The following is a 24,804-nucleotide window of genomic DNA, read 5'->3' on the forward strand; positions in this document are numbered from 1 at the left end:
CGGATACAGCATCCAGTTACCCGGTCTTGATATGCCTACCAAGATTTTGACAGCGGTCGATACCGTTCGCAATATCACGAACGGCATGAAGGGAATAATACAAGGTCGGATTAGCGCGTGAGCGCGTAATCCGACACCACCACCGGCCTCGCCAACAATGTTGTCGGATTACGCTACGCTAATCCGACCTACGCAACCGGCAACGCCAGCAAGGCCGCGCCCGGCAACCCCAGCACGGTGCCCAGTATCGTCAGCAACATCACGTCACGCCGCTCGCAACGGGCGCGCTGCGAGCCCCAGGCTGCAAACAGCAGGGCCACTGCCACGCCGCTGAGCGCAATTCCCACTTCCGTCATGCCCGCGCTCCCCGCAATGGCAACGCATGCGTCCTTGTTACTTCTTTCATCGCTCTCATCCTTTTCATTGATTATAAAAGCTACCTAACGGTAGGCAGTAAGTGTACAATAAAAAGCACGGTGGCGTTCGATTCAACTGACCCCGTTTTTTTCATGCGATAAAGGAAGCGTAATGCAGCAGCAAACCACACTCCCCACCGCCACGCTTGGACTGGCGGCTTGCCTGGCCTTGGTGGCCGTGCTCGGTCCGGCAGGCATCGACATGTACCTGGCCTCAATGCCGGCCATGGCGCAGGAACTACACACCGCCTATGCCAACGTGCAGCTAAGCCTGACCGTTTTCTTGCTGGCTCTGGGCGGCGGACAGTTGCTGTGCGGGCCCCTGACGGACATGCTGGGCCGACGCTATCCGCTGCTGGCCGGCATCGCGGTCTACATCGTGGCCGCCGTATGGGGCTCGCAAGCGGATCAATTGAGCACCCTGCTGCTGGCGCGCACGCTGCAGGGCCTGGGCGCGGCGCTGACCTTAGTCGTGGTGATGAGCATGGTGCGCGACGTGGCCGATGGCGTGCAGGCGGCGCAGCTGTTTGCCCTCTTGATGACTATCGTGGGCCTGGCGCCCGTGCTGGCGCCCGCCGTGGGCGGCTTGCTCGATGCGCATTACGGCTGGCGCGCCGTGATGCTGGCCCTAGCCGCCCTGGGCGGCTTGACGCTGCTCAATAGCGTATTGTTCCTACCAGAAACTTTACCGCGCGCCCGCCGCATCTCGCCGCGCGGTCTGCACCGCACGTATGCGCGCATCGCGCTGCAGCGCGCCTTCTTGCTGCCGGCGCTGGCCCTGGCAGCCAGCTTCTTTTTCCTGTTTGCGTATATTGGCGGGGCAGCGCTGGTGTACCAGCGCGATTTTGGCCTGTCCGCCGGCAGCTTTGGCTTAGTTTTCGGCGCCACGGGCGTGGCCGTGCTGCTGGGCGCCATGGCCAGCGCCCGTCTGGTGGAAAAGTACGCAGTAGCGCGCCTCTGCGTGGCGGGCAGCAGCGCCATGCTGGGCGGCGCCGTGCTCGCCCTGCTGGGCGTCTGGGCGGGCTTCGGCATCGTCGCCGTCGTCCCCGGCATGTTCATGGCCCTGTTTGGTCTGGGCATTGCGGAAGCGGCGCTGATGGCCATGGCCATGGGATCGCAGCACAAGGCGCTCGGCTCCACGGCGGCATTGCTGGGCGCTATCCAGATGAGCTTATCGTCGTTGGCCACGCCACTGGCGGCCAGCCTGTCGGAATCGGGGCCGCTGCCCTGGCTGCTATTCTTGACCGTAGCGGGCCTGCTGGTATCATGGCTGACCCTGGCCACTGCGCGCGTCCATCCGGCACGCACCACCAGCCTGGGCGCGCACTGACGCCTCACTCACCTTCACCCCAATGATGAAAAAACGCTCGGCCTCGGCCGATAACATCTGTGCCGTCGCCGTCGTGCACTTTTCCGAACACGGCTACGATGCCTCGTCCCTCAGCGACATCGCGGCGCAAGCTGGCATGCGCAAGGCATCGCTGTATTCCCACTTTGCCGGCAAGGACGCCCTGTTCCTCGACGTGTTTGCCGACGCGCTGGCCGAAGAGCAAGCCTTCATGCAAGCCTGTTTTGCCGACGAGGCAGCACTGGCGCTGCAAGTGTCCGATGGCCAGCGCGCCGGCGCCCTGTACTGCGAGCGCATGGCGCAGCGCTACGCGGACTCGGCCCATCTGCGCTTCTTGCTGCGCACGGCCTATCTGCCGCCGGCCAGCCTGCGCGTGGAAGTGGGCACCGGCTACGAAGCCTTGCTGGTGCAATTGCAGCAGTATTACGTGAAGAGCCTGGGCCGCATGGCGCCCGCCCTGACATCCCCGCGCCTCGCCCTGTATGCGCAAGCCTACCTGGGCATCGTCGACAGCCTGCATGTGGAACTCATTTATGCGGGCGGTGCCGCGCTGCAGCAGCGCCATGCGGCGCTGTGGCAGATTCTGTCCGATTCGCTGGCGATGGCAGCGCAATCGGCCTGATGCGCCATAAATTACTGCCACAAGACGAACCGACAAGCAGGTCTGACACAAGCCGCTATCGGCCCTTCGAAAGCGCAGCTATATCACAGTCAAATCTGGTGCGGCTTGCCGCCGGATTTTTCGCATGCGAAGTTCCGCTTGCGCCCCATAGCCGCCGTACAAATGAAATGATAGCAGGCAAAGCTCAGTGCTTACGACGCCAGTCAAGATATGCAAACTCGCTGTCGTCCCTGTCCAATTCAACGCGGTAGTAGGAACGATTCGCCATCTCTTTGAATCCCCACGAACAGGTCCGCCCGCACTATTTGTATTGACATTTATTATTTGACATCCTATTTTCGTTTACGCCCGCACCCACATTACACTTTGGAAACCTAAGATTTCTTCAGTTGACACTGTTGCAGCGCATCCATAAGATGCCCTCATTATTCATTTACGGAGTCCCACGTGAGTACTTGTTCTAGTGACAGTAGCCGATCTTGTATCGGTGATTGCCTCGGCAGCTAAACAGCAAGCAACGCGGAACTTCCTTTCCTCCGTGCCTTGCTGAGCAAGGTGCGGTGTCTCGCGGCCAGTCTGGCCGCGCGTCTCTCCCCCTCTTTCCGATCGCGACCGGCTACTGACCCGGATTGCCCGCCAGCACTATTGTGTGTTGGTGGCACGCAAGTCTTGCCTGCGGCTGCGCCGCCCGTCAACACCTCGCCGTGAAAGGAAGAGCCATGAATCTCTTCACCCGCTTATTCGAATCGTTCCTGCGCAAGCGCCATACTGCCGGCCATTTCCGCCGTCGCGCCATGCCGCTGGAAAACAGTACGGCGCGTCCCGTACCCGACCACCTGGCCCGGCAGCTATTGACGGCCGCGCATGAAAATCTGGACAGCGCCCTCGACCGCCTGCATACGCGCATCGAAGGCTTGCGCGATGCCGAGGCGCAAGTCATCGGCGCACAAACGGGGCCAAATGAAGTCGAACATGAGAAGCCGCTAGCCTGGTTCCAGCACCTGTGGCTGTGCTACAAGAATCCGTTCAACCTGCTGCTGACCGTGCTGGCGGTTGTTTCTTACCTGACAGAAGACCCGAAGGCGACCATTGTCATCGGCACCATGGTGATGCTGTCGACCCTGCTGCGCTTCGTGCAGGAAGGCCGCTCGAACCGGGCTGCCGAGCGCCTGAAAGCCATGGTCAGCAATACCGCCACCGCGCTGCGCAATGGCCAGCAAATCGAACTGCCCATCCGCCAGCTGGTGCAGGGCGACATCATCGTGCTGTCGGCTGGCGACATGATCCCTGCCGATTGCCGTTTGCTTTCCGCAAAAGACCTGTTCGTCAGCCAAGCCGCCATGACGGGCGAATCGTTGCCCGTGGAAAAGATGGCAGAATTGGCCGATGCCCACGGCAACAACCCGATGGAGCTGGCCAATTTGCTATTCATGGGCACGAATGTGGTCTCGGGCGCCGCCACGGCGCTGGTGTTGTCCACCGGCAACCGCACGTATTTCGGCACCATTGCTACGCGCGTCACGGCCACCGAGCGCACGCCGACCGCGTTCGAGACGGGCGTCAACAGCGTCAGCTGGCTGCTGATCCGCTTTGCCCTCGTGATGGCGCCACTGGTGTTCCTGATCAATGGCTGGACCAAGGGCGACTGGATGGAAGCATTCCTCTTCGCACTGTCCGTAGCCGTGGGCCTGACGCCGGAAATGCTGCCCATGATCGTCACCAGCACCCTGGCCAAGGGCGCCGTGAAACTGTCGAAAAAGAAAGTCGTCGTGAAACGCCTGGATGCGATCCAGAACTTCGGCGCCATGGATGTGCTGTGTACGGACAAGACAGGCACCTTGACGCAAGACAAGATCGTGCTGGAACGCCATACGGACGTATTCGGCCAGCCCTCCGATGAAGTACTGCAATTCGCTTACCTGAACAGCCACTACCAGACGGGCCTCAAAAACCTGCTGGACCGGGCCGTGCTCGACCATGTGGAATTGCAAACGGAAATGCAGCTGGCGCGTGATTATGTGAAAGTCGATGAAATCCCCTTCGATTTCGTACGCCGCCGCATGTCGGTCGTCGTTTCCGAAAAGAATGATCACCATGAACTGATCTGCAAGGGCGCCGTCGAGGAAATGCTTGCCGCCTGCAGCCATTTGCGCCTCAATGGCGTAGACGTGCCACTCGACGCTGCCCTGCTGGCGAAAGTGCTGCACACCACGCACGGTTTGAACGCCGAAGGCTTGCGCGTGGTGGCCGTGGCCGTCAAGGAAGTGCCACCGCATAAAACCGTCTACGGCGTGGCCGATGAAACGGCGCTGACCCTGATCGGCTACGTCGCGTTTCTTGACCCGCCGAAGGAATCGACAGCGCCGGCCCTGCGCGCGCTGGCCGAGCATGGCGTGAGCGTGAAAGTGTTGACGGGCGACAACCATCTGGTGACGGTGAAGATTTGCCGCGAAGTGGGCCTGGCCGTGCATGGCGTGCTGCAAGGTCCGCAACTGGACGATATGGACGACGCTACGCTGGCCAAGGCAGCCGAAGACAATACCGTGTTTGCCAAGCTCAGCCCACTGCACAAGGAGCGCCTGGTGCGCGCCCTGCGCGGCAATGGCCATATCGTCGGCTTCATGGGCGATGGCATCAACGACGCGCCCGCCCTGCGCGCGGCCGACATCGGCATTTCCGTCGATTCGGCCGTCGATATCGCCAAGGAAGCGGCCGACATCATCCTGCTGGAAAAAAGCCTGATGGTGCTGGAAGAAGGCGTGCTGGAAGGCCGGCGCACCTTCAGCAACATGCTCAAATACATCCGCATGACGGCCAGCTCGAACTTCGGCAATGTGTTTTCCGTGCTCGTAGCGAGCGCCTTCCTGCCGTTTTTGCCGATGCTGCCGCTGCACTTGCTGGTGCAAAACCTGCTGTACGACGTGTCGCAGATCGCCATTCCCTTCGATCATGTCGACGCCGAGCTGATCCAGAAACCACTGAGCTGGAATCCGCGCGACATCGGCCGTTTCATGCTGTTCTTCGGTCCCATCAGCTCGATCTTCGACATCAGCACCTTTGTTTTAATGTGGCATGTATTCGGCGCCAATACGCCAGAACAGCAGACCCTGTTCCAGTCCGGCTGGTTCGTCGTGGGCTTGCTGACGCAAACCCTGATCGTGCATCTGATCCGCACACCCAAGCTGCCCTTCATCGACAGCATCGCTTCCGTGCCCCTGCTGGTGGCCACCACAGCCATCATGGCGGTGGGCGTGTTCTTGCCGATGGGGCCGCTGGCGAGCTACTTCAAGCTGCAAGCCTTGCCGTTGGCCTACTTTCCCTGGCTGCTGGGCGTCCTGGTGTGCTACACGCTGCTGACGACACTCATGAAGCGCGTGTATGTGCGCAAATTCGGCTGGCAATAGTATGATGAGCCGCTCTTTCTCCTCACAAAGGCACGCATGAGCGGTTCTCCTCTTTCCAAGCGTCATCTCGCCCTGCTGCTGTCGGCGCTGGTGTTTCCCGGCAGCGGGCATTTCTTGTTAGGTCGCAAGGCACGCGGCTGCCTGTTCCTCGTGCCCGCCCTGATCGCCCTGGTGATCATATTGCGCCAGATCATGGCACGTTTGGACCAAGTTATGGCACAGATCGACAGTGGCGCCCTACCCCTCGACGTGCAGCTGATCGCAGCAAAAGTCGATGCGCTGTCGGCCAATGACGGCCCTGGCATGACGCTGGCCGTGAGCGTGCTGGCGGCTTGCTGGGTGGCTAGCCTGATCGACACCTTGCTCATCAAGCCATGACGACAGAAGCGCAGGCGCGCAAAGCGCGCAAGCAAGCAAAGATGCAAGCGCGGCGCGCGCAACTGGTGCTGCGTCGCCAGGACCACGGCGGAGCGCTGGCCTGGCGCGGCTGGTTCGACGGTTCCGCCCATCCGAACCCGGGCAAGCTGGGCATAGGCGCTTTGCTGCTGGGGCCGCATGGCGAACGCATCGAAGTGAGTCAGGCGGCCGGTTACGGCAGCAGCAGCGACGCGGAATATGCAGCCCTGACGGCCCTATTGCAGGCGGCACTCGGCGTGCACCCGCCGCCGGTGCAACTGCTGCTGTACGGCGACAGCCAAGTGGTGATCAATGATGTGCTGGGAACGACGCCGCGGGGCGCCAAGGGGCTGGAACTACACAGGGCCAGCGTAGTGGCCCTGCTACAACAATTTACTGATGTCAGTTTGCACTGGCTGCCGCGCCACAGGAATGGCGAGGCGGACCGCTTGTCGCAACTGGCGATTGCCAGCTTCACCCCAGAGGCATCAGTACCGGGGCCGTCCCCTCAGGGTACGACCCCGGCCATTACGGGGTAAGCAACTTAAGCGGCGCGGCCGATCCGCAAGGCATCTTGCGGCGTTTTGGCCAGCGGGCGATGCATCCCCTTCAAGCCGCTGACACTGGCCTGCTGGCCATGCAATTTAAAGACGCTGACCACTTGCGCCAGATTGTGCGCCTGGTGCTGCATCGATTCGGCGGCCGCCGCCGATTCTTCCACCAGCGCCGCATTTTGTTGCGTTACGGCATCCATCTGGCCGATGGCGCGGTTGATTTCGTCGATGCCCACGCTTTGCTCGCTGCTGGCGGCCGTGATTTCCGTGATGATATCGCTCACGCGCTGCACGCTGTCGACGATATCGTTCATGGTCGAACCGGCTTGCGCCACCAGCATGCTACCCGCGTTGACTTGTTCCACCGACGCGCCGATCAACGTCTTGATCTCTTTTGCGGCACTCGCCGAACGCTGCGCCAGGTTGCGCACTTCGGACGCCACCACGGCAAAGCCACGGCCCTGTTCACCCGCGCGCGCCGCTTCCACGGCCGCATTCAAGGCCAGGATATTGGTCTGGAAGGCGATGCCATCGATGACGGAAATAATGTCGACGATCTTGTTAGACGAGGCATTGATCGATTCCATGGTCCCCACCACTTGCGCCACCACGGTGCCGCCCTTGACGGCCACCTGCGCCGCCGACGCCGCCAATTGATTCGCCTGGCGCGCATTGTCCGCATTCTGTTTCACGGTCGACGTCAGCTCTTCCATCGAAGACGCCGTTTCTTCCAGCGAACCGGCCTGCTGTTCCGTGCGCGAAGACAGATCCTGGTTACCTGCAGCAATTTGCGTCGAGGACGTCGCGATGCTGTCCGTGCCGCTGCGCACTTCGCCCACGATGTTGAGCAAGCTGGTGTTCATGTCCTGCAACGCTTGTAACAATTGCCCGGTTTCATCCTTGGCGCTGACGTCGATCTGCGCCGTCAAGTCGCCATCGGCCACCTTGCGGGCGATTTCCACGGCCGTGCGCAGCGGGCGTACGATGCCCATCGTCAAGACCGCGGCGCACACGATGCCAAAGGCCAGCGCCAGCGTCGACAGCAATAACAGCAAGTTGCGGCTGGTGCTGGCGATGTCATCAATCTGCTGCGCGGTAGCGTCAATGCTGGCGCGCTGGTGCTCCAGCAAGCCGTAGACCATTTTCTGGTACTTCGCTGCGGCGGGCACGAAGGTTTTTTCGAACACTTCGTTGGCAGCCTCAGTCTGAGATTCCCCCTTGAGCTTATAGACCTGGTCGCGCGAGCGAATATAGACTTCGCGCAATTCGAGCAAGCTGGCGAACATGGCTTGCTCTTTCGGATCCTTGAGCAGCGCCGCGATTTTCTTTTGCAGAACAGCCGCGCTGGCGCTCGACACCTTCGACTCTTCAGCAAAATAGCCGCTCAGCGAGCTGTCGCTGCTACGGGCGATGGCGATCGTGCGCCGCACGGCGCTATCGATGCGCGTATACCAGTCAGAAATATAGCGTTCCTTGGCCAGCGGCTCTTCCATCATCGTACGCGTGGCGCCGGCCACGTCATTCAGGCGCCAGACACTGATGCCGGTGATGAGCATGGAAAACAGCAAAATGATGGAAAACCCCAATCCCAGACGCACCCCGATGCTGACGTTTCTTAACAAATTCATGTGAACTATCCTAATATTCTGAAGAGAGGCTCTGCAGCCAACCCAGGGACAGCATGGCGAACGCCACCACATTTGTCCCGCCAAATACACTGTTGCACGGCTCGCTTGCAGCGTGCGCGAGGAACATGCAATAGCGTGCGCCCTACGGAAACGATATGCAATACTTAATGTCAGTAGTTCTTGAGCATATGCAGGGAAATTCTATGCACGCACCATTACGCAGCCAGTTTCTCGATCAAACCCATGTCGGCGCTGGACATCAACTGGTCAATATCGACCAGGATCAGCATGCGCTCGTCGAGCGTGCCCAGGCCAATCACATAGTCGGTGTTGATCGCGTGACCCATGTCTGGCGCCGGCTTGATCTGTTCCGGCAGCAAGGTCGTCACGTCGGATACGCGGTCCACGACCATGCCCACCACGCGGTTGCCGATATTGAGGATGATGACGACGGTGAACTGGTCATAGCCGGGCGTGCCCAGATTGAACTTGATGCGCATGTCGACGATCGGCACGATGATGCCGCGCAAGTTGAGCACGCCCTTGACGAACTCGGGCGCGTTGGCGACGCGGGTCGGCGTTTCATAGCTGCGGATTTCGCTCACTTTCTGGATGTCGATGCCATACTCTTCCCGCCCCAGGGTAAAGGCCAGGTATTCGGCAGCCTTGGCAACGGCTGCGCCAGCATCGTTGGACATGGTATTCATGATGATCCTTTCGTAATCCTTTCGTTAACGCGCCTGATGCGCAGGCCAGGGCACGCTGCACGTGCGCCTTGGGCGTGACGCGCCATCCACACAGCAATGAAGGGCGTCAGTTATGCATTTTTTGCAAATATTTTCTAGTAATTAGCTTATGCATTAAATTTCCGCGAGGCAATACTACCCCATGTAAATGTTACATGCACTAAAAAAGAGCGCTTGACGGGAAGATGCTTTCTCGAAATACCATTGATATGGCAAATGCGGCAGGCGTGGAGGCAAGGCCCATATACACACGCGGCGGCGTTGTATGCCACACTGCAGCCCCTGCTCTTACCACCGTTAAACCATGCATTCTTTGCTTTCCCAATGGCAACCACGGCTGCTGGCACTGGCCACGGCGGGCCTCGATGACGACCGCGCCCACGACATCAACCACCTGCAGCGCGTCTGGCGCAATGCCACTATCTTGCTGCGTGAGCATGCGCAGGCCGACGCCCTCACCGTGATGGCCGCCTGCTATTTGCACGATCTGGTCAACCTGCCGAAAAACCATCGCGAGCGCCACCTCGCTTCGCGCCAGGCGGCAGCGCTGGCTTGCCGCCAACTGGCCGAGCTCGATTTTCCGGCAGAAAAACTGGCCGGCGTGGCGCACGCCATCGAAACGCACAGCTTTTCCGCCAATCTGGTACCACACACCATCGAAGCGCAACTCGTGCAAGATGCCGACCGCATCGATGCGCTGGGGGCCGTAGGACTGGCACGCCTGTTCTATACGGCGGCGCGCATGGACAGCGCCCTCGCGCATGACAGCGATCCGCTGGCCGAACATCGCGCACTCGATGACCAGGCATACGCACTCGACCATATCGTCACCAAGCTCGACAAGCTGCCCGCCCAGATGCAAACGGCAGCGGGTCGCAAGCTGGCCGCACAGCGCCTGGCAGTACTGACCGATTTTCGCGCCGCCTTTGCTGCGGAGTGGGCACACCCTAGCGTGGGTGGCGATAGCCAGCGGCGCGCATGCTCTCTATAATACAAGGCCCAGCTATCGCGCCGCGCCGCAGCAAAAAACCTGCAAAGCGCCGACGCAACGCCAACAACTGCCCCCCGCAGGCCGCATGGCGGCGCGGGGGGCACGCCGAAAGCATGCATGTCCGACACAAGCCGCCCCGACAACCATTCCCCGTCTGCTCCCACCGCGTCCGCGCGCGCGGGCAAGCTCAATTTCATCCTCGTCTGCGTCTTCATCGACATGTTGGGCATCGGCCTGGTGGTGCCCGTTCTGCCCATCCTGATCGGTGATTTTGTCAGCGGCAAGGATGAGCAAGCGTTCTGGTACGGCATCATGGCGGCCGTCTTCGGCTTGCTGCAGTTCATCTTCATGCCCATGCTGGGCGCCATCAGCGACCGCGTCGGACGCCGTCCCGTGCTGCTGTACTCGATGGCCGGCATGGGCATCAATTTTCTTGCCACGGGCTGGGCACCCAACCTGGCCTGCCTGTTCATCGGCCGCATCATCGGCGGCGTCTCGTCAGCGAGCATGTCTGTCGCGTCCGCTTATGCCTCTGACATTTCCACGCCGGACAACCGCGCCAAGAGCTTCGGCAAGATAGGCGCCGCCTTTGGCCTGGGCTTCATTTGCGGCCCCATGCTGGGCGGCCTGCTGGGCGAGATCAATCTGCACTTGCCGTTTTACGTGGCGGCGGGGCTATCGGCGGCCAATTTCATCTACGGCTATTTCTGCGTGCCCGAATCGCTGCAACCGGGTCCGCGCCCGCCCTTTACTTTGGCGCGCATCAATCCGTTCGCCGCCCTGATGAAACTGGTGCGCCGCACAGACATCCGCGGCCTGGTGCTCGCTTTCGGCTTGATGACGTTTGCGCAAATGATGCTTAACACCACCTGGGTGCTGTACACGCATTTCCGTTTCGACTGGACGCCGCGCCAGAACGGTATCGCCCTGTTCTGCGTGGGCCTGTGCGCGGCCGTGGTGCAGGCGGGCTTGCTGGGCATGTTGATCAAGCGTTTTGGCGAAGTACGTTTGTCGCTGCTGGGCATGACCTCGGGCGCCCTCACCTACCTGCTGTACGGCCTGGCCACGCAAGGCTGGATGATGTATGCGCTGATCTTGTGCAACCTGCTGGCCTTTGCCGCCGGCCCGGCCCTGCAAGGCATCATCTCGAAGGCGTCCGCCGCCAGCGAACAGGGCGAACTGATGGGCTCGCTGCAATCGATCAGCAGCCTGGGCATCATCATCATGCCCTTGCTCGGCAGCATGATCCTCGGTGAAGTAAGCCATTTGGCGCCGCAGGACTGGCGCATCGGCAGTACCTTCTTTCTGTGCGCCATCATGCAAACCCTGGGCGTCGTGGTAGCCTGGCGCTACTTCAAGGCACGCGGCCGGGCCAGTCTGAGGCTTTCCACCACAAAATAGCCCGCGAGATAATATGGTATTTTAGAAATAAATAGGCGAAAATAACATCATCATGCGGGCGTTGCCGACGTCGGCGATTCGATGGTGAGCGAGGATCGGTATGACTGACTTTTATTCCAGCGCTTGGCGCCGAAGCGTGACCCTGCTGGCGCTGGCGCTGCCCCTGCTCGCAGCTGCGCAATGCTCGCGCGACATACAGGTGCCCGTCTCGGCGGTCGGCGCCAGCGTGGTGGTCAATGGCGCCAGCATCGGCGGCATCTATCCCGACTTGCTGCGCAGCATGGGTGCCAAGCTCGGCTGCAATTTCATCTTCACCGCCGTGCCGCGCGCGCGCCTGGAGGCGATGTTCGAGACGGGCAAGGCCGACCTGCTGATCCCGGCCAGCCGCACACCGCGGCGCAACCAGCATGGCCTGTTCATCCCCATGCTGGGCAACCGCCCCATGCTGATCTCGTTGCAGGGCACGCGCGCGCCCGTCAACAACGTGCAGGAATTACTCGAGCGGCGCGAATTGCGCTTGGCACTGGTGCGCGGCTACGACTACGGCACGGCGTACCAGGCGCTGGCGAAAGAGCTCAATAGACAGGGGCGGCTATCCTACGAAGTCGACGTGCTCTCCGTGGCGCGCCTGATGCAAAGCGGCTTCATCGATGCCACCATCATGGCGCCCACCATCCTGGCCGGGGTGGCGCAAAACGATGCACGCGTGTACGGCCTGGTCGACCGCTTACGCCTGGAAGGGCTGCCGGAATTACCATGGGGCATGAGCGGCATCTACCTGTCGCACAAGTCGCTGACGGCGCAAGACCAGGCAACCCTGCGCGAATTGCTGGACAAGGCGGCCCGCTCAGGCATCCTGATGGAAAGCTTCCAGCGCCATCACAGCCAGGAAATATTAACGCTCAGCATACGTCCGCGCTAAGCACCCAGGCCTGCCGGGCCTGGGTATCGCCGTCGTTCTGTTTGCTGCCCTCTTGCATGCCGCCTAGCGCGCCTCAAGCGGCGCTATCGGCAACTCGATCGCGCTGGCCGCACCTGCCGCGTGGTAGACGCGCTGCGTGGCCTTCTTGTAATCGCCTGGCTGGGCCAGGAAGATGTTCGGCACGAAGGTTTGCGGATTGCGGTCGTACAGAGGGAACCAGCTCGATTGCACTTGCACGGCGATGCGGTGGCCAGGCAGGAAGACGTGGTTGGCGTTCGGCAAGGCGAAGCGATAGCGTTCCACCTTGCCCGCTGGAATGGCCGTCGGATGTTCGAGGCTGTCCCGATAACGGCCGCGGAAGATATCCATCGCCACGCCCAAGTGATAGCCGCCCATGGCCGGCTGCGATGGCACTTCGTCCGGATACACATCGATCAATTTCACCACCCAGTCGGCATCCGTGCCGCTGGTGGCGGCAAACAGGTTCACCATCGGCGCGCCGGCGATGCGCACGGCCTGTCGCAACGGCTCGGAAACATAGCTGAGCACATCCGTACGGTCCGCATAGCCGCGCTGGTCGCTGACCAGCCATGGTTTCCACTGGTCGCCATCGCCAAGGCGCACGGGACGCGCGACAAACGGCACGGGTTTCGCCGGGTCGGCCACGTATTCATCGTAGGCGCCGACGACCGCATCCTGCGCCACGTGCGCTGGCGCAAAGCCCAGTTTGTAGCCATCGTGCAGGTAAATCGGTGTCAGCTTGGTCTCGCAACTCTCGCAAGCCAATGGCCACTGCTGCAGGCGCTGCCACTGATTCGTGCCGCTCTGGTATGACACCACGGGCGCCGTATTGGCGTCCGGCGCGCCATCGATCAGGTATTGATTGAGGAAGGGCTGCATGACTCTTTCGCGGAACTGACGCGCCGTATCGCCGTCAAACCGCAGAGCACCCAGGCTGGAACCGTCGTAGTTGACGCCGCTATGACGCCATGGACCAATGGCCAGGTAATTGCGCTTGTTGTGCTTGTCGCGCCCTTCCATCGCCGCGTAACTGGCGTAGGGCCCATAGATATCTTCCTGGTCCCACTGCCCCACCACATGCATGGTGGGTACAGTCAAAGGACGCTTGGCGAGGATCTTGTCGAGTGCCTGTTCCTGCCAGTAACTATCGTAAGCCGGGTGTTCGAACAGCTTTTTTGTGTAAGTCAGCTTGTCGATGCCGAATTTCTTCGCGTAATCGCTGGCCGAGCCGATGCGCAGGTAGGCGTCGTAATCGTCATAGACACCCAGCACGGGCGCCTCGCCGCCGCCGCGCACGCTTGTCTGCCATGCCAGGTAAGACAGGCTCGGCATGCGGAAGGCGCCGTTGTGGAACCAGTCATCGCCGCGCCAGCCGTCAACCATGGCGCTCATGGGTATGGCCACCTTCAGCGCCGGATGCGGATCGACCAGGGCCATCAACACCGTATGGCCCTCGTACGAGGAACCCAGCATGCCCACCTTGCCATTGCTCTCCGGAATATTCTTCGACAGCCAGTCGATGCTGTCCCACGCATCCGTGACGTTATCGACCTTGGTATGGTTCAGCGGGCCGCGCACAGGGCGCGTCATCACGTAGTCGCCTTCCGAGCCATGCTTGCCGCGCACGTCCTGGAACACGCGGATGTAGCCGTTTTCCACCAGGGTATCGTCGCCCTGCGGCAAGGTGGCCAGCATGCTGGCGCTGGTCGCGCGCTGGGCGCGGCGGGCCGCGTTGTACGGCGTGCGCGTCAGCATGATCGGCGCTCTCTTGGCATCTTTCGGCACGACGATTACCGTGTACAGCTTGACGCCGTCGCGCATGGGGATCATTACCACGCGCTTGACGTAATCGTTCAGGTCGGGCATCACCAGCTTGGCACCGATATCGGGCGTCATCGCTAGCGTTTGCGCCAGAACGGGTGCAACAAAGAGCGAACTGCACAGAAAACTGACAGCCAGGGCCAGGCCGGTGAGCCGGACGGGGGACGACACGCGCATATTGTTCTCCAATGGATTCATGCCAGACAAAAATGGCCGAACGACAATAGTACCCGGAAAGCAAGTTCTACAGAAGGCTAGCCTCTGACGCAGCGCAGCAGATATATCGGCACGCAACTTGACAGAATGCGTACGAACTGCAACCATAACGGCATGAAATTTATCCCTTCACAACACGCCTGCTTGAATTGGTGGTCCCGCTCACTTTCGCGCGGCCACTGCATAGTGATGTGAATTTGATCCACGCCGCCTCGATCGGTGGCGTAACAGGCTCCAGCCTGGATCATCCCCGATGCAGGCGGCTCGAAAGGAAACTTGATGAGCTTGCCTAATACTCGCGACACCCAAAACGCCACCGACACCGACACCGATAATGCACCAGCGGCACCGCTGTCGGCCGCCGCCATCGCTGCGCAATCCGTGATCCTAACGGGCGACCGCCCTACCGGCCCCTTGCACCTGGGCCACTACGTGGGCAGCTTGCGCGACCGCGTTTCGTATCAGAACAACTACAAGCAATTCATCATGCTCGCTGACGCGCAGGCGCTGACCGACAATATGGATGACATCGACAAGGTGCACCGCAACGTCCTCGAAGTGGCGCTCGATTACCTGGCCGTCGGCATCGATCCGACCAAGACGACCGTGTTCATCCAGTCGCAAATCCCGGAACTGGCCGAGCTGACCTTTTACTACCTGAACATCGTTACCGTGGCGCGCCTCGAGCGCAACCCTACCGTCAAGGAAGAAATCCGTTTGCGCGGCTTCGAACGCGACATCCCGGCCGGCTTTTTGACCTACCCGGCCAGCCAGGCGGCCGACATCACGGCTTTCAAGGCCGGCGTGGTGCCCGTGGGTGAAGACCAGATTCCCATGATCGAGCAAACCAATGAAATCGTGCGCCGCTTCAACCGCATGTACAACCGCGAAGTGCTGATGGAATGCAAGGCGCTGGTGCCCGATATCGGCCGCCTGCCCGGCATCGACGGCAAGGCCAAGATGAGCAAGTCGCTGGGCAACACCATCAACCTGGGCGCGACCTCGGCTGAAATCACGGCCGCCGTGAAAAAAGTCTACACCGACCCGCTGCACCTGCGCGTGGAAGACCCGGGCCACCTGGAGGGCAATATCGCCTTCACTTACCTGGACGCGTTCGACCCGGAAAAAGCGGCGCTGGCCGAGATGAAAGCCCACTATGTACGCGGTGGCCTGGGCGACAGCATCGTCAAGAAACGCCTCGACCTGGTCTTGCAGGAAATGCTGGCGCCGATCCGCGCCCGCCGCGAAGAGTTCGCCAAAGACAAGGGTCAAGTCATCCAGATGCTGAAAGAAGGCACGTTCAAGGCACGCGAAGTGGCGGCCCGCACGGCAGATGAAGTCAAGTCGGCACTGGGCCTCAACTACTTCTGATCATAGACAGTAATAGCAAACTGATGCGCCCAAGCGGAGTCGGGTAGAATCCCGTCTCCGCCTGGGCTATTTTTTTGCCTAACCCAACAGCATAGTCTGGGGTCGGACCCTGAGGGTCCGACCCCAGCACTTGTCTTAGGGTCACCATATATTGAAACATAGCTAATGACCGACTCCGCTATCGAACAACTGCTGCAGCAGCATTTTTCCATCGATGCGCTGCAACGCTCGCCCGCCCCCCTACAGCAGGCGCTGCGCATGCTCGGTGGCTGGCTGGCCGCTGAGCGCGACACGCCGTATCCGCACACGCCGTACGCGCAACTGCTGACGCAGCTGTCCGACACCTGCCTGCCCGCGCACGGCATGGCCGTGACCGATTTCCTGCAAGAGCTCGACACCACCGTGCTGGCCAATACGGCCCAGCTGAACCATCCGCAATACATCGGCCATATGACGCAGGCCTTGCCCTGGATCAGCGTGCTGGCCGAAGCGTTTACGGCCACGCTGAATCAGAACCAGGTCAAGATCGAGACGGCGTATGTGTCGACCCTGATCGAAAAGCAGATCCTGGGCTGGCTGCACCGTCAGATCTACCAGCAGCCCGAACAGATCTACGCGCAAGCGATGGCCGCTACCAGCGGCGCGCTGGGCAATGTCGTCAATGGCGGCACCATGGGCAATTTGACGGCTCTGGCCGTAGCGCTGGAGCAGCAGCTGCCCGGCACGCGCAAGCGGGGCCTGTTTGCCACCATGCAGGAATCGAGCTACGCGGGGCTGGCCGTGATCGGCTCGGCGCGCAGCCATTATTCCGTGAAAAAGGCGCTGGCGACCCTGGGGCTAGGCGAAAACGCCTTGCACCTGGTGGCCGTCGACCGCGACAACCGCATCGATGTCGCCGCGCTGGAGGCAAGCATACGCGATTTGAAATCGCGCAATATCAAGGTCGTCGCCATGGTCGGCATCGCCGGCACGACGGAAACGGGGGCCATTGATCCACTGGCCGCCATGGCAGCCATTGCCGCGCGCGAATCGATCTGGTTCCATGTCGATGCGGCCTGGGGCGGCGCCCTCTTGATCGCGCAACAGTACCGCGCGCTGTACGACGGCATCGCCCTGGCCGACTCCGTCGTCATCGACGGGCATAAGCTGCTATGGCTGCCGATGGCGCAAAGCATGGTGCTGTTCAAGGACAGCACTAGCCTGAACTTGCTGAAACACAACGCCAACTACATTTTGCGCGACAATTCAGGCGACCTGGGCCAGACTTCGCTGGAAGGCTCGCGCCGCTTCGACGCCTTGAAACTGTGGACTTCGTTCAAGGTGCTCGGTGTGTCCGGCTACACCACCTTGCTGCAGCAGGCCGCTACCCTGTCCGGCCAGCTGCAGCAGCTATTGGCCGAGCAGCAAGACTTCGAACTGCTGACGCGCTCGGACACCTTTATTCTGACCTACCGCTACGTGCCCGCGCACTTGCGCCAGCGCATGGAAAGTTTGCTGGCCAGCGGCCAGGACGATGCGGCGAGCGAGCTGAACAAGCAGCTCAATACGCTCAACGCCAAGCTGCAAAACCGCCAAAAGGCGCAAGGCCACAGCTTCGTCTCGCGCACGGTGCTCGAATCGACGCGCTACCCTGGCCCGACCAATGTGCTGCGCGTGGTGATGACCAATGTCAAGACGCGCCCCCACCACCTACGCGCCATCCTGGAGGAACAGCGGGCCATCGGCCAGGTTTTGGTGGCCGAGCTGAGCCTGTAAGCTAGCCCCCCATCAACCCTGACTGGATGCCCGATGCAACGCCTGAGCGCCCTCACCGATCTGTTACAGCATTTGTTGAAATGGCTGCTGCTGGCCTTTGCTGTGGCCGTGCTCGCTGGAACGGCCTCGGCCGGCTTCCTGTTCGCCCTCGACTGGGCCACGCGCACGCGCCTGGCGCACGCTTGGCTGATCTGGCTGTTGCCGGTGGCGGGCTTTGCTGTCGGCTGGCTGTACTTACGCTACGGCAGCACTGTCGAAAGCGGCGCGAACCTGCTCATCGATGAAATTCACGCGCCGAAAAAAATCATTGCGCTGCGCATGGTGCCACTGGTGCTGGGCGGCACGCTAATGTCGCATTTGTTCGGCGCCTCTGTCGGGCGCGAAGGCACGGCCGTGCAAATGGGCGGCGCGCTGGCCGACCAGCTGACGCGCATGTTTCGCTTGAACAATGAAGACCGACGCATCATCCTGATGGCCGGCATCAGCGCCGGCTTTGCCTCTGTCTTCGGCACGCCGCTGGCGGGCGCGCTCTTCGGCCTGGAAGTGCTGGCCATCGGCCGCTTGCGCTATGAAGCCATGCTGCCCTGCCTGGCCGCCGCCGTCATCGCCGACCAGGTGGGCTTGCTGTGGGGGCAGTTATTCAACATTCAGCATACGCATTACGCCGCGCCTTTGATCCCCGCCCTTTCGGCCTGGACTTTGTGCGCGATGGTGATCGCCGGCGTGCTGTTCGGCATGACCGGCAAAATATTCGCGCAAGCCACGCACGGCTTGAGTGCCTTGATGAAACGCAAGATCGCCTATGCGCCGCTGCGCCCGCTGATAGGCGGCCTCGTCGTCGCTGTCGCCGTCTGGCTGCTCGGTACAGACAAATACATCGGCCTGGGCATTCCCACCATCGTCGACGCGCTCAAGACACCGCTGCCCGCCTGGGATTTCTTGGGCAAGATGGCATTTACCATCGTCTCGCTGGGCACCGGCTTCAAGGGTGGCGAAGTGACGCCCCTGTTCTTCATCGGGGCGACCCTGGGCAATGCGCTGGGCCCGCTACTGCAGCAACCAGCCACCTTGCTGGCCGCCATCGGCTTCGTTGCCGTGTTTGCGGGCGCCGCCAATACGCCCATCGCCTCGACGCTGATGGCGATGGAACTGTTCGGCGCCGAGATCGGCGTCTATGCCGCCATCGCCTGCGTCGTGGCCTACCTGTTTTCCGGCCACGCGGGCATTTATAGGGCGCAGCGCAGCGGCCACGCCAAGCGCCTTCGTGCCAAGGAGCTGGACAGATGACGCAAAATATCGACAATATCGGCGTATTCCAGAGTAGGTTTCTGCAACAACCGTCTTCACGCTTACCATGCGAAGCATCAATGATGCCCGGCTCGATTTGCCAGGCGCCAGTTGCGAGCTGGCGTGGCAATGGAGCGTCCTCTCAACTCACCACATTGCGCGTAAAACGCAAGGTTGATACGCCGGCATTGACGTAGGCATACGCTTGCGCGCTGCTGAAGACGAAAAAATCGCCGGTGGCCAGGTGCCTGGTTTCCGCCGCCAGCACGAGCTGCAACTGGCCTTCGAGCACGTACAGCATTTCGCTGAAGCCGGCCTGATCGGCTTGCGCATCATAGCGCTCGCCCGGCGCCAGCGTCCACGACCACAGCTCCACCTGACGGCTGGCGGGCGTGGCGCCCAGCAGCACGGCCTGGCTGGCTTGCGATGCACTTTGCCACATCAGTACGCGCAGGCTCTCGTGCCGCTGCCGTGGCGGCTGCACCAGGTCGACAAATGCCACGCCCAAGGCAGCGGCCACGTGATCGAGGTTAGCCAGGCTGATGTTGGTGCTGCCCGCCTCGACGCCGTTGACCATGCGCCGGCTGAGCCCTGAGCGGCGCGCCAACTCCTCCTGACTGAGACCGGCGGCAAGGCGCAAGCGCCGCAGATTTTTGGCCAGGTGCTCGAGCACGCCACCGGCTTCCGCTTCGGCTTGACTGCGCAATATATTGCTCCTATGATGATGGGAAATATTTTGCTCATAGCATAGCCTCCCATGAAAACACACGCAAGTCCCCCGCCCGCCTTCGGCCTGCCCGAATTGGCCCTGATCGCCATCACCGTCATCTGGGGCGGTACATTTCTCGTCGTGCAGCATGCCATGACGGTCAGCGGCCCACTGGCCTTTGTTGCTGCCCGCTTTGCCGTCGCCGCCAGCATCGGCGCCCTCATTTGCCGCGGCCAGTTGCGCCAGCTGAGCAGGGCCGAGCTGTTTATCGGCATGGCCATCGGCGTCAGCATCTTTGGCGGCTATGCGCTGCAAACCTATGGCTTGATGCATATCACAAGCAGTAAATCGGCCTTCATCACGGCCTTCTATGTGCCCATCGTGCCGCTGGTGCAATGGCTGGTATTCAAGCGGCGGCCCCGCATCGCAGTATGGATAGCCGTCGTGCTAGCTTTCGTCGGCTTGCTGCTACTCACAGGCACCGATGGCCTGAGCATGGGTGTAGGCAAGGGCGAACTGATGACGGCCGTAGGCGCCATCGCCATTGCCCTGGAAATCATCCTCATCAGCCGCGTCTCGCCGCAGCTGAACATCTTGCGCGTGACCATCGTGCAGCTGGGCACGGCGTCATTGATCGCCCTGCTGCTGATGCCGGTCATGGGCGAAGCGCCGCCAGCGCTCAGCAAGACGTTCATCTTCAGCGTGCTTGCCCTGGGCTGCGCCAGCGCGCTGATCCAATATGTGATGAACTGGGCGCAAAAGCGCATCTCTGCCACGAAGGCGACACTGATCTATGCGGGCGAGCCAGTCTGGGCCGGGGTGATCGGGCGTATCGCCGGCGAGCGGCTGCCAACCCTGGCCATCGTGGGCGCGCTATTGATCATCGCTGCAGGCATTGTCAGCGAATGGCGGCCCAAGCGCCTGCGCGCCGATGGCGAAGCCATCGCGCCCTCAGATTAATCCGCTACGCTGCAACGTCGCCCCGCCATGCAGGGCCAGCGGCATGGCCCTGGCCCAGCGGTTCGAAGACAGCGAGAACGTCAGCGCGCGCACCTGGTGGTACCAGCCGGCGGGCACGTACAGCATGTCGCCAGGCTCGACGATGCATTCGACCATGCTGGCCTGGCGCGCCAGGGGGAAACGCTCGAAATCGGGCGCTTCCGGGTCGAACGGCGAACCGAACAGGATGGCGTTCGCTTCGCTGGGATAGAGAAAGGCATCGTGGTGCGGCGGCGACAGGAAAATGCGCTTGCGGCCCCATACCTGGGCGAAGATATTGTCGTCATAATCGCAATGCAAGGGCGTGACCGTGCCGGCCGGCCCCACCCAAAAGCGCGGCGGGCCCATCTTGTCGAAATACGTGGGCCAGTGGCACAGGCGGTTCAATTCACGCAATTCCAGATTGCCCAGGTATGGCGGCAGCGCGTACTGGCCCTCTGCCACCAAGTCCAGGTATTGCCCCATCGACATGTCCTGCATGGCGCGGTCGACCGCAAACGCGGTGTTGACGTAGTCGCCCACCCGCGCACGCACGGGCAAGTGGCTGAACTGCTGGCGCAACACTTCGGGGCCCAGCGCCGACACAGGCCAGCGCTCGACGAGCCCGCGCATCAGGAAGGGCAAGCCAAGCGCGGCGCGCGCGCGAAAGGCTGCGGCGCCGAGCATGCCCAGGCGCGGCACTTCACTGATGGTGGGTAAATCACGCGCCGCCTGCTTGATGGCCTCGCGCATGGCGTCGATGGACGTCACGCCGCGCACCTGCGCATCCTTGTCTTCGCGTGCCTGCTTGCGTGCAAGTGCGGCTTCGGGCGAACTCGATTGTGCTGGCGGCCTGGGCGGCAGCGCGCGCAGGGATAGAGGGGTGGCCGCAAGCGGCAGCGGCACTTCTTTTTCTACGGACATAAACCTTCTTTGCGATCAAGACGTCACTGCAGGACGCGACAGTGCGCCATTTTAAGCCAGCAAGGCCCGACCGCGCGCATCAGCGTGGTGGCAAGGCAGAGTGCAAGCCAGCAAAAAACAGTGATATCGCCCGCCAGGGTCACCCAGGAACGCATCGACACCTGACAAAACCGTCGCGAGCGCAAGGTAGAGGTGGCCGAGAAGCGCAACCGTGCTATAGCACGGTGAGCATCGCAAGCCGCCTATACCAAAGCGCAGCAGGTTTGGTCAGGTGTCCTCAGACAGGAGTTTTGAAGATGGGATCGACGATGAACTGCTGCGCCTTGATGCGCAAGGTGCGCTCCTCGTCCAGTTCGGCACGCGTTTCGCCCAGCTCTTCGCGTTCCGCTTCCAGCTCCAGGCGCGCGGCGGCCAGTTCCGTTTCCACGCGCGTCAGGCTTTCCAGCTTGAGCTGGGCCTGGACCAGTTCGGCGCGCGCCGCTTCGGCAGCCTCTTCCAGGCGTGGAATGCCTTCGAGCTTGAATTGCGCCTTGGCCAAGTCCATGCGTGCCTGCTCGGCCGCCTCTTCCAGGCGTGGCAACCCTTCCAGTCGCAGCTGCGCCTTGGCCAAGTCGGTACGGGCCTGGTTGGCCACTTGCCGCTCACGCGCGAGTTCCTCGCGCAGGGTTTCCAGCTCGCCCGCCTGCAAGTCGAGCAGCTCTTGCTGGCGCTCGTTCTCGCTGGCCAGGTCCATCAATTCCTGTTGGTTGTCGTTCATCTCGGCTTCGTGCGCGCTGTGGCTGGCGCTTAATTCCTGTCCTACATAATCGAGAATCGCTTGCTGCAGCACGGGCGACAGTTCGGCGGCGGCAGCGATCTGGCGCTGCGCACCTGCCTTGCGGCGCTGCAAGAGCTTGCTGATGGTGCCCTGGCAGGCGCCGTTGCCCAAACGTTCACGCAAGGCGCGCACCGTGATGGCCTGCCCTTCGCCGGTCATCGCTTCCATTGCCGCATTGATCTGTTCTGCGCTTACTTTTGCCATTATCGTCTACTCATGAATGTGACTCAGGACAATCTTGCCCAGAGGCATCATCTTATGCCAGTGGCGCCAAAGCGTAAAGTATTTCTCAATAGAAATTGCAATTACACAACAAAAGCGTGTGCAAACATGCGCCGTGCGACGATTAGAGCACCTCACAAAACTATCGCGAGCCGATAGGAGTCGAGGCTAAAAAGCACAGCCGTACGAATGCGCAGCGAGCATCGGGGGCCGCGACCCGCGACGCGCAATAGGTTTTGACAGGCCTTATTCTTCCAGCAAGCCGTTTTCCGTCAGCATATCTTGCACCAGCTCCAGGCGCAGCACGGGATTGTCTTGGCTTAGCAGCAATTGCTTTTGCATGGCGCTCAGGGATAGCAACTCGCACCAGCGGTTCGCCACCCAGCCGCATTCGTCGAGCCGGTAAGGCGGCTGCAAAGGCATCTGCTCGGGCGGGATCTTTTGCTCCTGCAAGGTGCGTATCAGGGCACCGAGCGCATCGGCCACGTTCTGCTGCTCTTGGGGAAGAGCGATGACTTTATCGGATGGCAAGATTTCAATGTTCGCCATCCACAAGCCGTGCTTCAGCTGCTCGCTGGAAACAATGTGAAAGCGCTGCAAGCCCATGCATTTAATTTGCAGCAAGCCCGGCAGGGGCGCCGCCCAGTCGACGACGCGCGCCAAGGTTCCCACCGGCGCCAGGGTTTCCTGCTGGACCGGCTTGCGCACTTCCGCGCCGTCCAGCAATTGCACCACGCCGAACGGCTGCTCGCTCTTGATGCACTGACGTATCATGTCCAGATAGCGTACCTCGAAGATCTGCAAAGGCAGATAGCCATCGGGATACAGCACCGTATTGAGCGGGAATAAAGGTATCGAAGTCATACACGCATGATGGCACGAATGGCCTATCCGTGCAGCGTCGCTTGCACCTGCGATGATGTACGCCCCCGATTATTTATAAAAACGGCGCTTCTTGGCCCGCTCAGCCGCCTTCGGCGCCAGCACCTTGACAGCCTTCTTCTGAATGGCGCCACCGGCTGACGTGCCCGGCACACGGTGTTCCGCCTCGAAACCGGGCTCCTCATTGCGTTTGAGGGTTTGCCGCGTCAGCGCTTCCACGGCCGACAGCAATTCCACCTCGTCGGCACAGACCAGCGATATCGCTTCGCCCGAGGCGCCCGCGCGGCCCGTGCGGCCGATGCGGTGGATGTAGTCTTCCGCCACGCTGGGCAAGTCGAAATTGACGACGACGGGCAATTGATCGATATCGAGGCCGCGGGCAGCGACGTCGGTGGCCACCAGCACTTGCACCTCGGCCGCCTTGAAACGGGCCAGCGCGCGCAGGCGGTTCGGCTGCGTCTTGTCGCCATGAATCGAATCGGCGCGCAGGCCCTGCTCCAGCAAGGTATTGACCAGTAACTCGACACCCTTGCGCGTCTTGACAAAAACCAATACCTGGCCCCAGCGCTTTTTCTTCAGCAGGTGCAAAAACAGTTCGGGCTTGCGTTTCTTGTCGCACACGATCACCGATTGCTTGACGGCCTTGACCGTACTGTTACGCGCGCTAACCTCCACCGAGATAGGGTCTTTCAGCATGGTTTTCGCCATGGCGCGGATGGCGTCCGAGAAAGTGGCCGAGAACAGCAGGGTCTGGCGCTGCTTGGGCATGGTCATCAGCAAGATATCGAGCTCGCGCTCGAAGCCCAGGTCAAGCATGCGATCCGCTTCGTCGAGCACCAGCGTTTGCACTTGCTCGAACTTGACGGCGCCCTGCGTCTGCAAGTCCAGCAGGCGGCCCGGCGTGGCCACCAGCACGTCGAGGCCCTTGCGCAATTTGCTGATCTGCGGCTCGATGGGCACGCCGCCATAGGCGACAAAGCTACGCAGCGGCAAGTTGCCGCCATAGCTGCGAAAGCTGGCATAGACTTGCTCGGCCAGTTCGCGCGTGGGTACCAGCACCAGCACGCGCACGCACTGGGGCGCCACCACGCCATCGAGAGTCAGGCGCTGCAACAGCGGCACGGCAAAACCGGCCGTCTTGCCCGTGCCCGTCTGGGCGGCGGCCATCAGGTCGCGCCCAGCCAAGACGGCAGGAATCGCTTGCGCCTGCACGGGCGTCGGCTTGGCATAGCCGAGCTCGTCAAGTTTGCGGACCAGGGGATCGATCAGGCCGAGGGAGGAAAACGTCATGTGAAAGGCAATCTTGGCAAATGAAAAGGTGGCGCGCACGGACCAGCCGTGCGCGCGATTGCCGAGATTATAGGCCAGCGGGG

The 24,804-nt window shown here is 61.4% G+C and carries 21 protein-coding genes; 12 read left to right on the forward strand and 9 right to left on the reverse strand.

Annotated elements, in window-relative coordinates; genetic code table 11:
• Positions 1-188: 188 nt before the first annotated feature.
• Positions 189-356: a hypothetical protein gene (locus ACQ4V8_RS17695; RefSeq protein WP_157998727.1), complete on the reverse strand. Its 168-nt coding sequence runs from the start codon at positions 354-356 to the stop codon at positions 189-191.
• 172 nt (positions 357-528) lie between these two features.
• On the opposite strand from ACQ4V8_RS17695, the gene ACQ4V8_RS17700 reads away from it, so the two are divergent.
• The 5 genes from ACQ4V8_RS17700 (at position 529) to ACQ4V8_RS17720 (ending at position 6,725) form a co-directional block, all read left to right on the forward strand.
• Entirely contained in the window at positions 529-1,746 is a 1,218-nt protein-coding gene (locus ACQ4V8_RS17700; protein ID WP_436571935.1) for a Bcr/CflA family efflux MFS transporter, read from the forward strand.
• A gap of 22 nt (positions 1,747-1,768) precedes the next feature.
• On the forward strand, positions 1,769-2,386 hold the full coding sequence (locus tag ACQ4V8_RS17705; protein WP_436571936.1) for a TetR/AcrR family transcriptional regulator: 618 nt from the start codon (positions 1,769-1,771) through the stop codon (positions 2,384-2,386).
• A gap of 719 nt (positions 2,387-3,105) precedes the next feature.
• Positions 3,106-5,790 (forward strand): magnesium-translocating P-type ATPase, encoded by a 2,685-nt coding sequence (gene mgtA, locus ACQ4V8_RS17710; protein WP_010397586.1) that lies wholly within the window; start codon positions 3,106-3,108, stop codon positions 5,788-5,790.
• Between the two features lie 36 nt (positions 5,791-5,826).
• On the forward strand, positions 5,827-6,168 hold the full coding sequence (locus ACQ4V8_RS17715; protein ID WP_436571937.1) for a hypothetical protein: 342 nt from the start codon (positions 5,827-5,829) through the stop codon (positions 6,166-6,168).
• The gene (locus tag ACQ4V8_RS17720; RefSeq protein ID WP_436571938.1) at positions 6,165-6,725 is read left to right on the forward strand and encodes a ribonuclease HI family protein; all 561 of its coding nucleotides are present in this window, start codon (positions 6,165-6,167) and stop codon (positions 6,723-6,725) included. Before ACQ4V8_RS17715 ends, ACQ4V8_RS17720 begins: the two co-directional genes overlap by 4 nt.
• A gap of 5 nt (positions 6,726-6,730) precedes the next feature.
• Here ACQ4V8_RS17720 and ACQ4V8_RS17725 read toward each other — a convergent pair whose 3' ends face one another.
• Together ACQ4V8_RS17725 and ACQ4V8_RS17730 are read right to left on the reverse strand one after the other, a co-directional pair.
• Positions 6,731-8,368: a methyl-accepting chemotaxis protein gene (locus ACQ4V8_RS17725; protein ID WP_010397580.1), complete on the reverse strand. Its 1,638-nt coding sequence runs from the start codon at positions 8,366-8,368 to the stop codon at positions 6,731-6,733.
• Between the two features lie 215 nt (positions 8,369-8,583).
• A complete protein-coding gene (locus ACQ4V8_RS17730) occupies positions 8,584-9,075 on the reverse strand; it encodes a chemotaxis protein CheW (protein WP_070347206.1) in 492 nt (163 codons plus the stop codon).
• A gap of 343 nt (positions 9,076-9,418) precedes the next feature.
• Between ACQ4V8_RS17730 and ACQ4V8_RS17735 the strand changes: the two genes are divergently transcribed.
• The 3 genes from ACQ4V8_RS17735 to ACQ4V8_RS17745 all read left to right on the forward strand — a co-directional run bounded on the left by ACQ4V8_RS17735 (position 9,419) and on the right by ACQ4V8_RS17745 (position 12,428).
• Complete coding sequence (locus tag ACQ4V8_RS17735; RefSeq protein WP_436571939.1) at positions 9,419-10,105, forward strand: HD domain-containing protein; 687 nt, start codon at positions 9,419-9,421, stop codon at positions 10,103-10,105.
• 117 nt (positions 10,106-10,222) lie between these two features.
• A complete protein-coding gene (locus tag ACQ4V8_RS17740) occupies positions 10,223-11,506 on the forward strand; it encodes a TCR/Tet family MFS transporter (protein WP_070347205.1) in 1,284 nt (427 codons plus the stop codon).
• Between the two features lie 100 nt (positions 11,507-11,606).
• Complete coding sequence (locus ACQ4V8_RS17745) at positions 11,607-12,428, forward strand: substrate-binding periplasmic protein (RefSeq protein WP_436571940.1); 822 nt, start codon at positions 11,607-11,609, stop codon at positions 12,426-12,428.
• 63 nt (positions 12,429-12,491) lie between these two features.
• Here the strand turns inward: ACQ4V8_RS17745 and ACQ4V8_RS17750 are convergent, their stop codons facing one another.
• A complete protein-coding gene (locus tag ACQ4V8_RS17750) occupies positions 12,492-14,447 on the reverse strand; it encodes a CocE/NonD family hydrolase (RefSeq protein WP_010397570.1) in 1,956 nt (651 codons plus the stop codon).
• 318 nt (positions 14,448-14,765) lie between these two features.
• On the opposite strand from ACQ4V8_RS17750, the gene trpS reads away from it, so the two are divergent.
• The 3 genes from trpS to ACQ4V8_RS17765 all read left to right on the forward strand — a co-directional run bounded on the left by trpS (position 14,766) and on the right by ACQ4V8_RS17765 (position 18,899).
• Positions 14,766-15,857, forward strand: a complete 1,092-nt coding sequence (trpS, locus tag ACQ4V8_RS17755; protein WP_436571941.1) for a tryptophan--tRNA ligase — start codon at positions 14,766-14,768, stop codon at positions 15,855-15,857.
• 165 nt (positions 15,858-16,022) lie between these two features.
• A complete protein-coding gene (locus tag ACQ4V8_RS17760; RefSeq protein ID WP_436571942.1) occupies positions 16,023-17,612 on the forward strand; it encodes a pyridoxal-dependent decarboxylase in 1,590 nt (529 codons plus the stop codon).
• A gap of 33 nt (positions 17,613-17,645) precedes the next feature.
• The gene (locus ACQ4V8_RS17765) at positions 17,646-18,899 is read left to right on the forward strand and encodes a voltage-gated chloride channel family protein (RefSeq protein ID WP_436571943.1); all 1,254 of its coding nucleotides are present in this window, start codon (positions 17,646-17,648) and stop codon (positions 18,897-18,899) included.
• A 142-nt stretch (positions 18,900-19,041) separates the two neighbouring features.
• Here the strand turns inward: ACQ4V8_RS17765 and ACQ4V8_RS17770 are convergent, their stop codons facing one another.
• Positions 19,042-19,605: a helix-turn-helix domain-containing protein gene (locus tag ACQ4V8_RS17770; RefSeq protein WP_010397558.1), complete on the reverse strand. Its 564-nt coding sequence runs from the start codon at positions 19,603-19,605 to the stop codon at positions 19,042-19,044.
• 51 nt (positions 19,606-19,656) lie between these two features.
• Between ACQ4V8_RS17770 and ACQ4V8_RS17775 the strand changes: the two genes are divergently transcribed.
• Entirely contained in the window at positions 19,657-20,568 is a 912-nt protein-coding gene (locus ACQ4V8_RS17775) for a DMT family transporter (protein ID WP_436571944.1), read from the forward strand.
• On the opposite strand, the gene ACQ4V8_RS17780 is transcribed toward ACQ4V8_RS17775, so the two are convergent.
• From ACQ4V8_RS17780 to ACQ4V8_RS17795, 4 genes are all read right to left on the reverse strand, one after another.
• Positions 20,560-21,510, reverse strand: coding sequence for a cupin-like domain-containing protein (locus tag ACQ4V8_RS17780; protein ID WP_070347201.1), 951 nt, complete (start codon positions 21,508-21,510; stop codon positions 20,560-20,562). The two genes, ACQ4V8_RS17775 and ACQ4V8_RS17780, sit on opposite strands and share 9 nt — an antisense overlap.
• A 277-nt stretch (positions 21,511-21,787) precedes the next feature.
• Positions 21,788-22,531: a DNA-binding protein gene (locus tag ACQ4V8_RS17785; protein WP_070347200.1), complete on the reverse strand. Its 744-nt coding sequence runs from the start codon at positions 22,529-22,531 to the stop codon at positions 21,788-21,790.
• 264 nt (positions 22,532-22,795) lie between these two features.
• Entirely contained in the window at positions 22,796-23,413 is a 618-nt protein-coding gene (locus tag ACQ4V8_RS17790; RefSeq protein ID WP_010397550.1) for an LON peptidase substrate-binding domain-containing protein, read from the reverse strand.
• Between the two features lie 69 nt (positions 23,414-23,482).
• Positions 23,483-24,721: a DEAD/DEAH box helicase gene (locus ACQ4V8_RS17795; RefSeq protein ID WP_043461647.1), complete on the reverse strand. Its 1,239-nt coding sequence runs from the start codon at positions 24,719-24,721 to the stop codon at positions 23,483-23,485.
• Between the last annotated feature and the right edge of the window lie 83 nt (positions 24,722-24,804).

The organism is Janthinobacterium paucivorans (assembly GCF_051380805.1).
GTDB classification, from domain to species: domain Bacteria; phylum Pseudomonadota; class Gammaproteobacteria; order Burkholderiales; family Burkholderiaceae_D; genus Janthinobacterium; species Janthinobacterium lividum_D.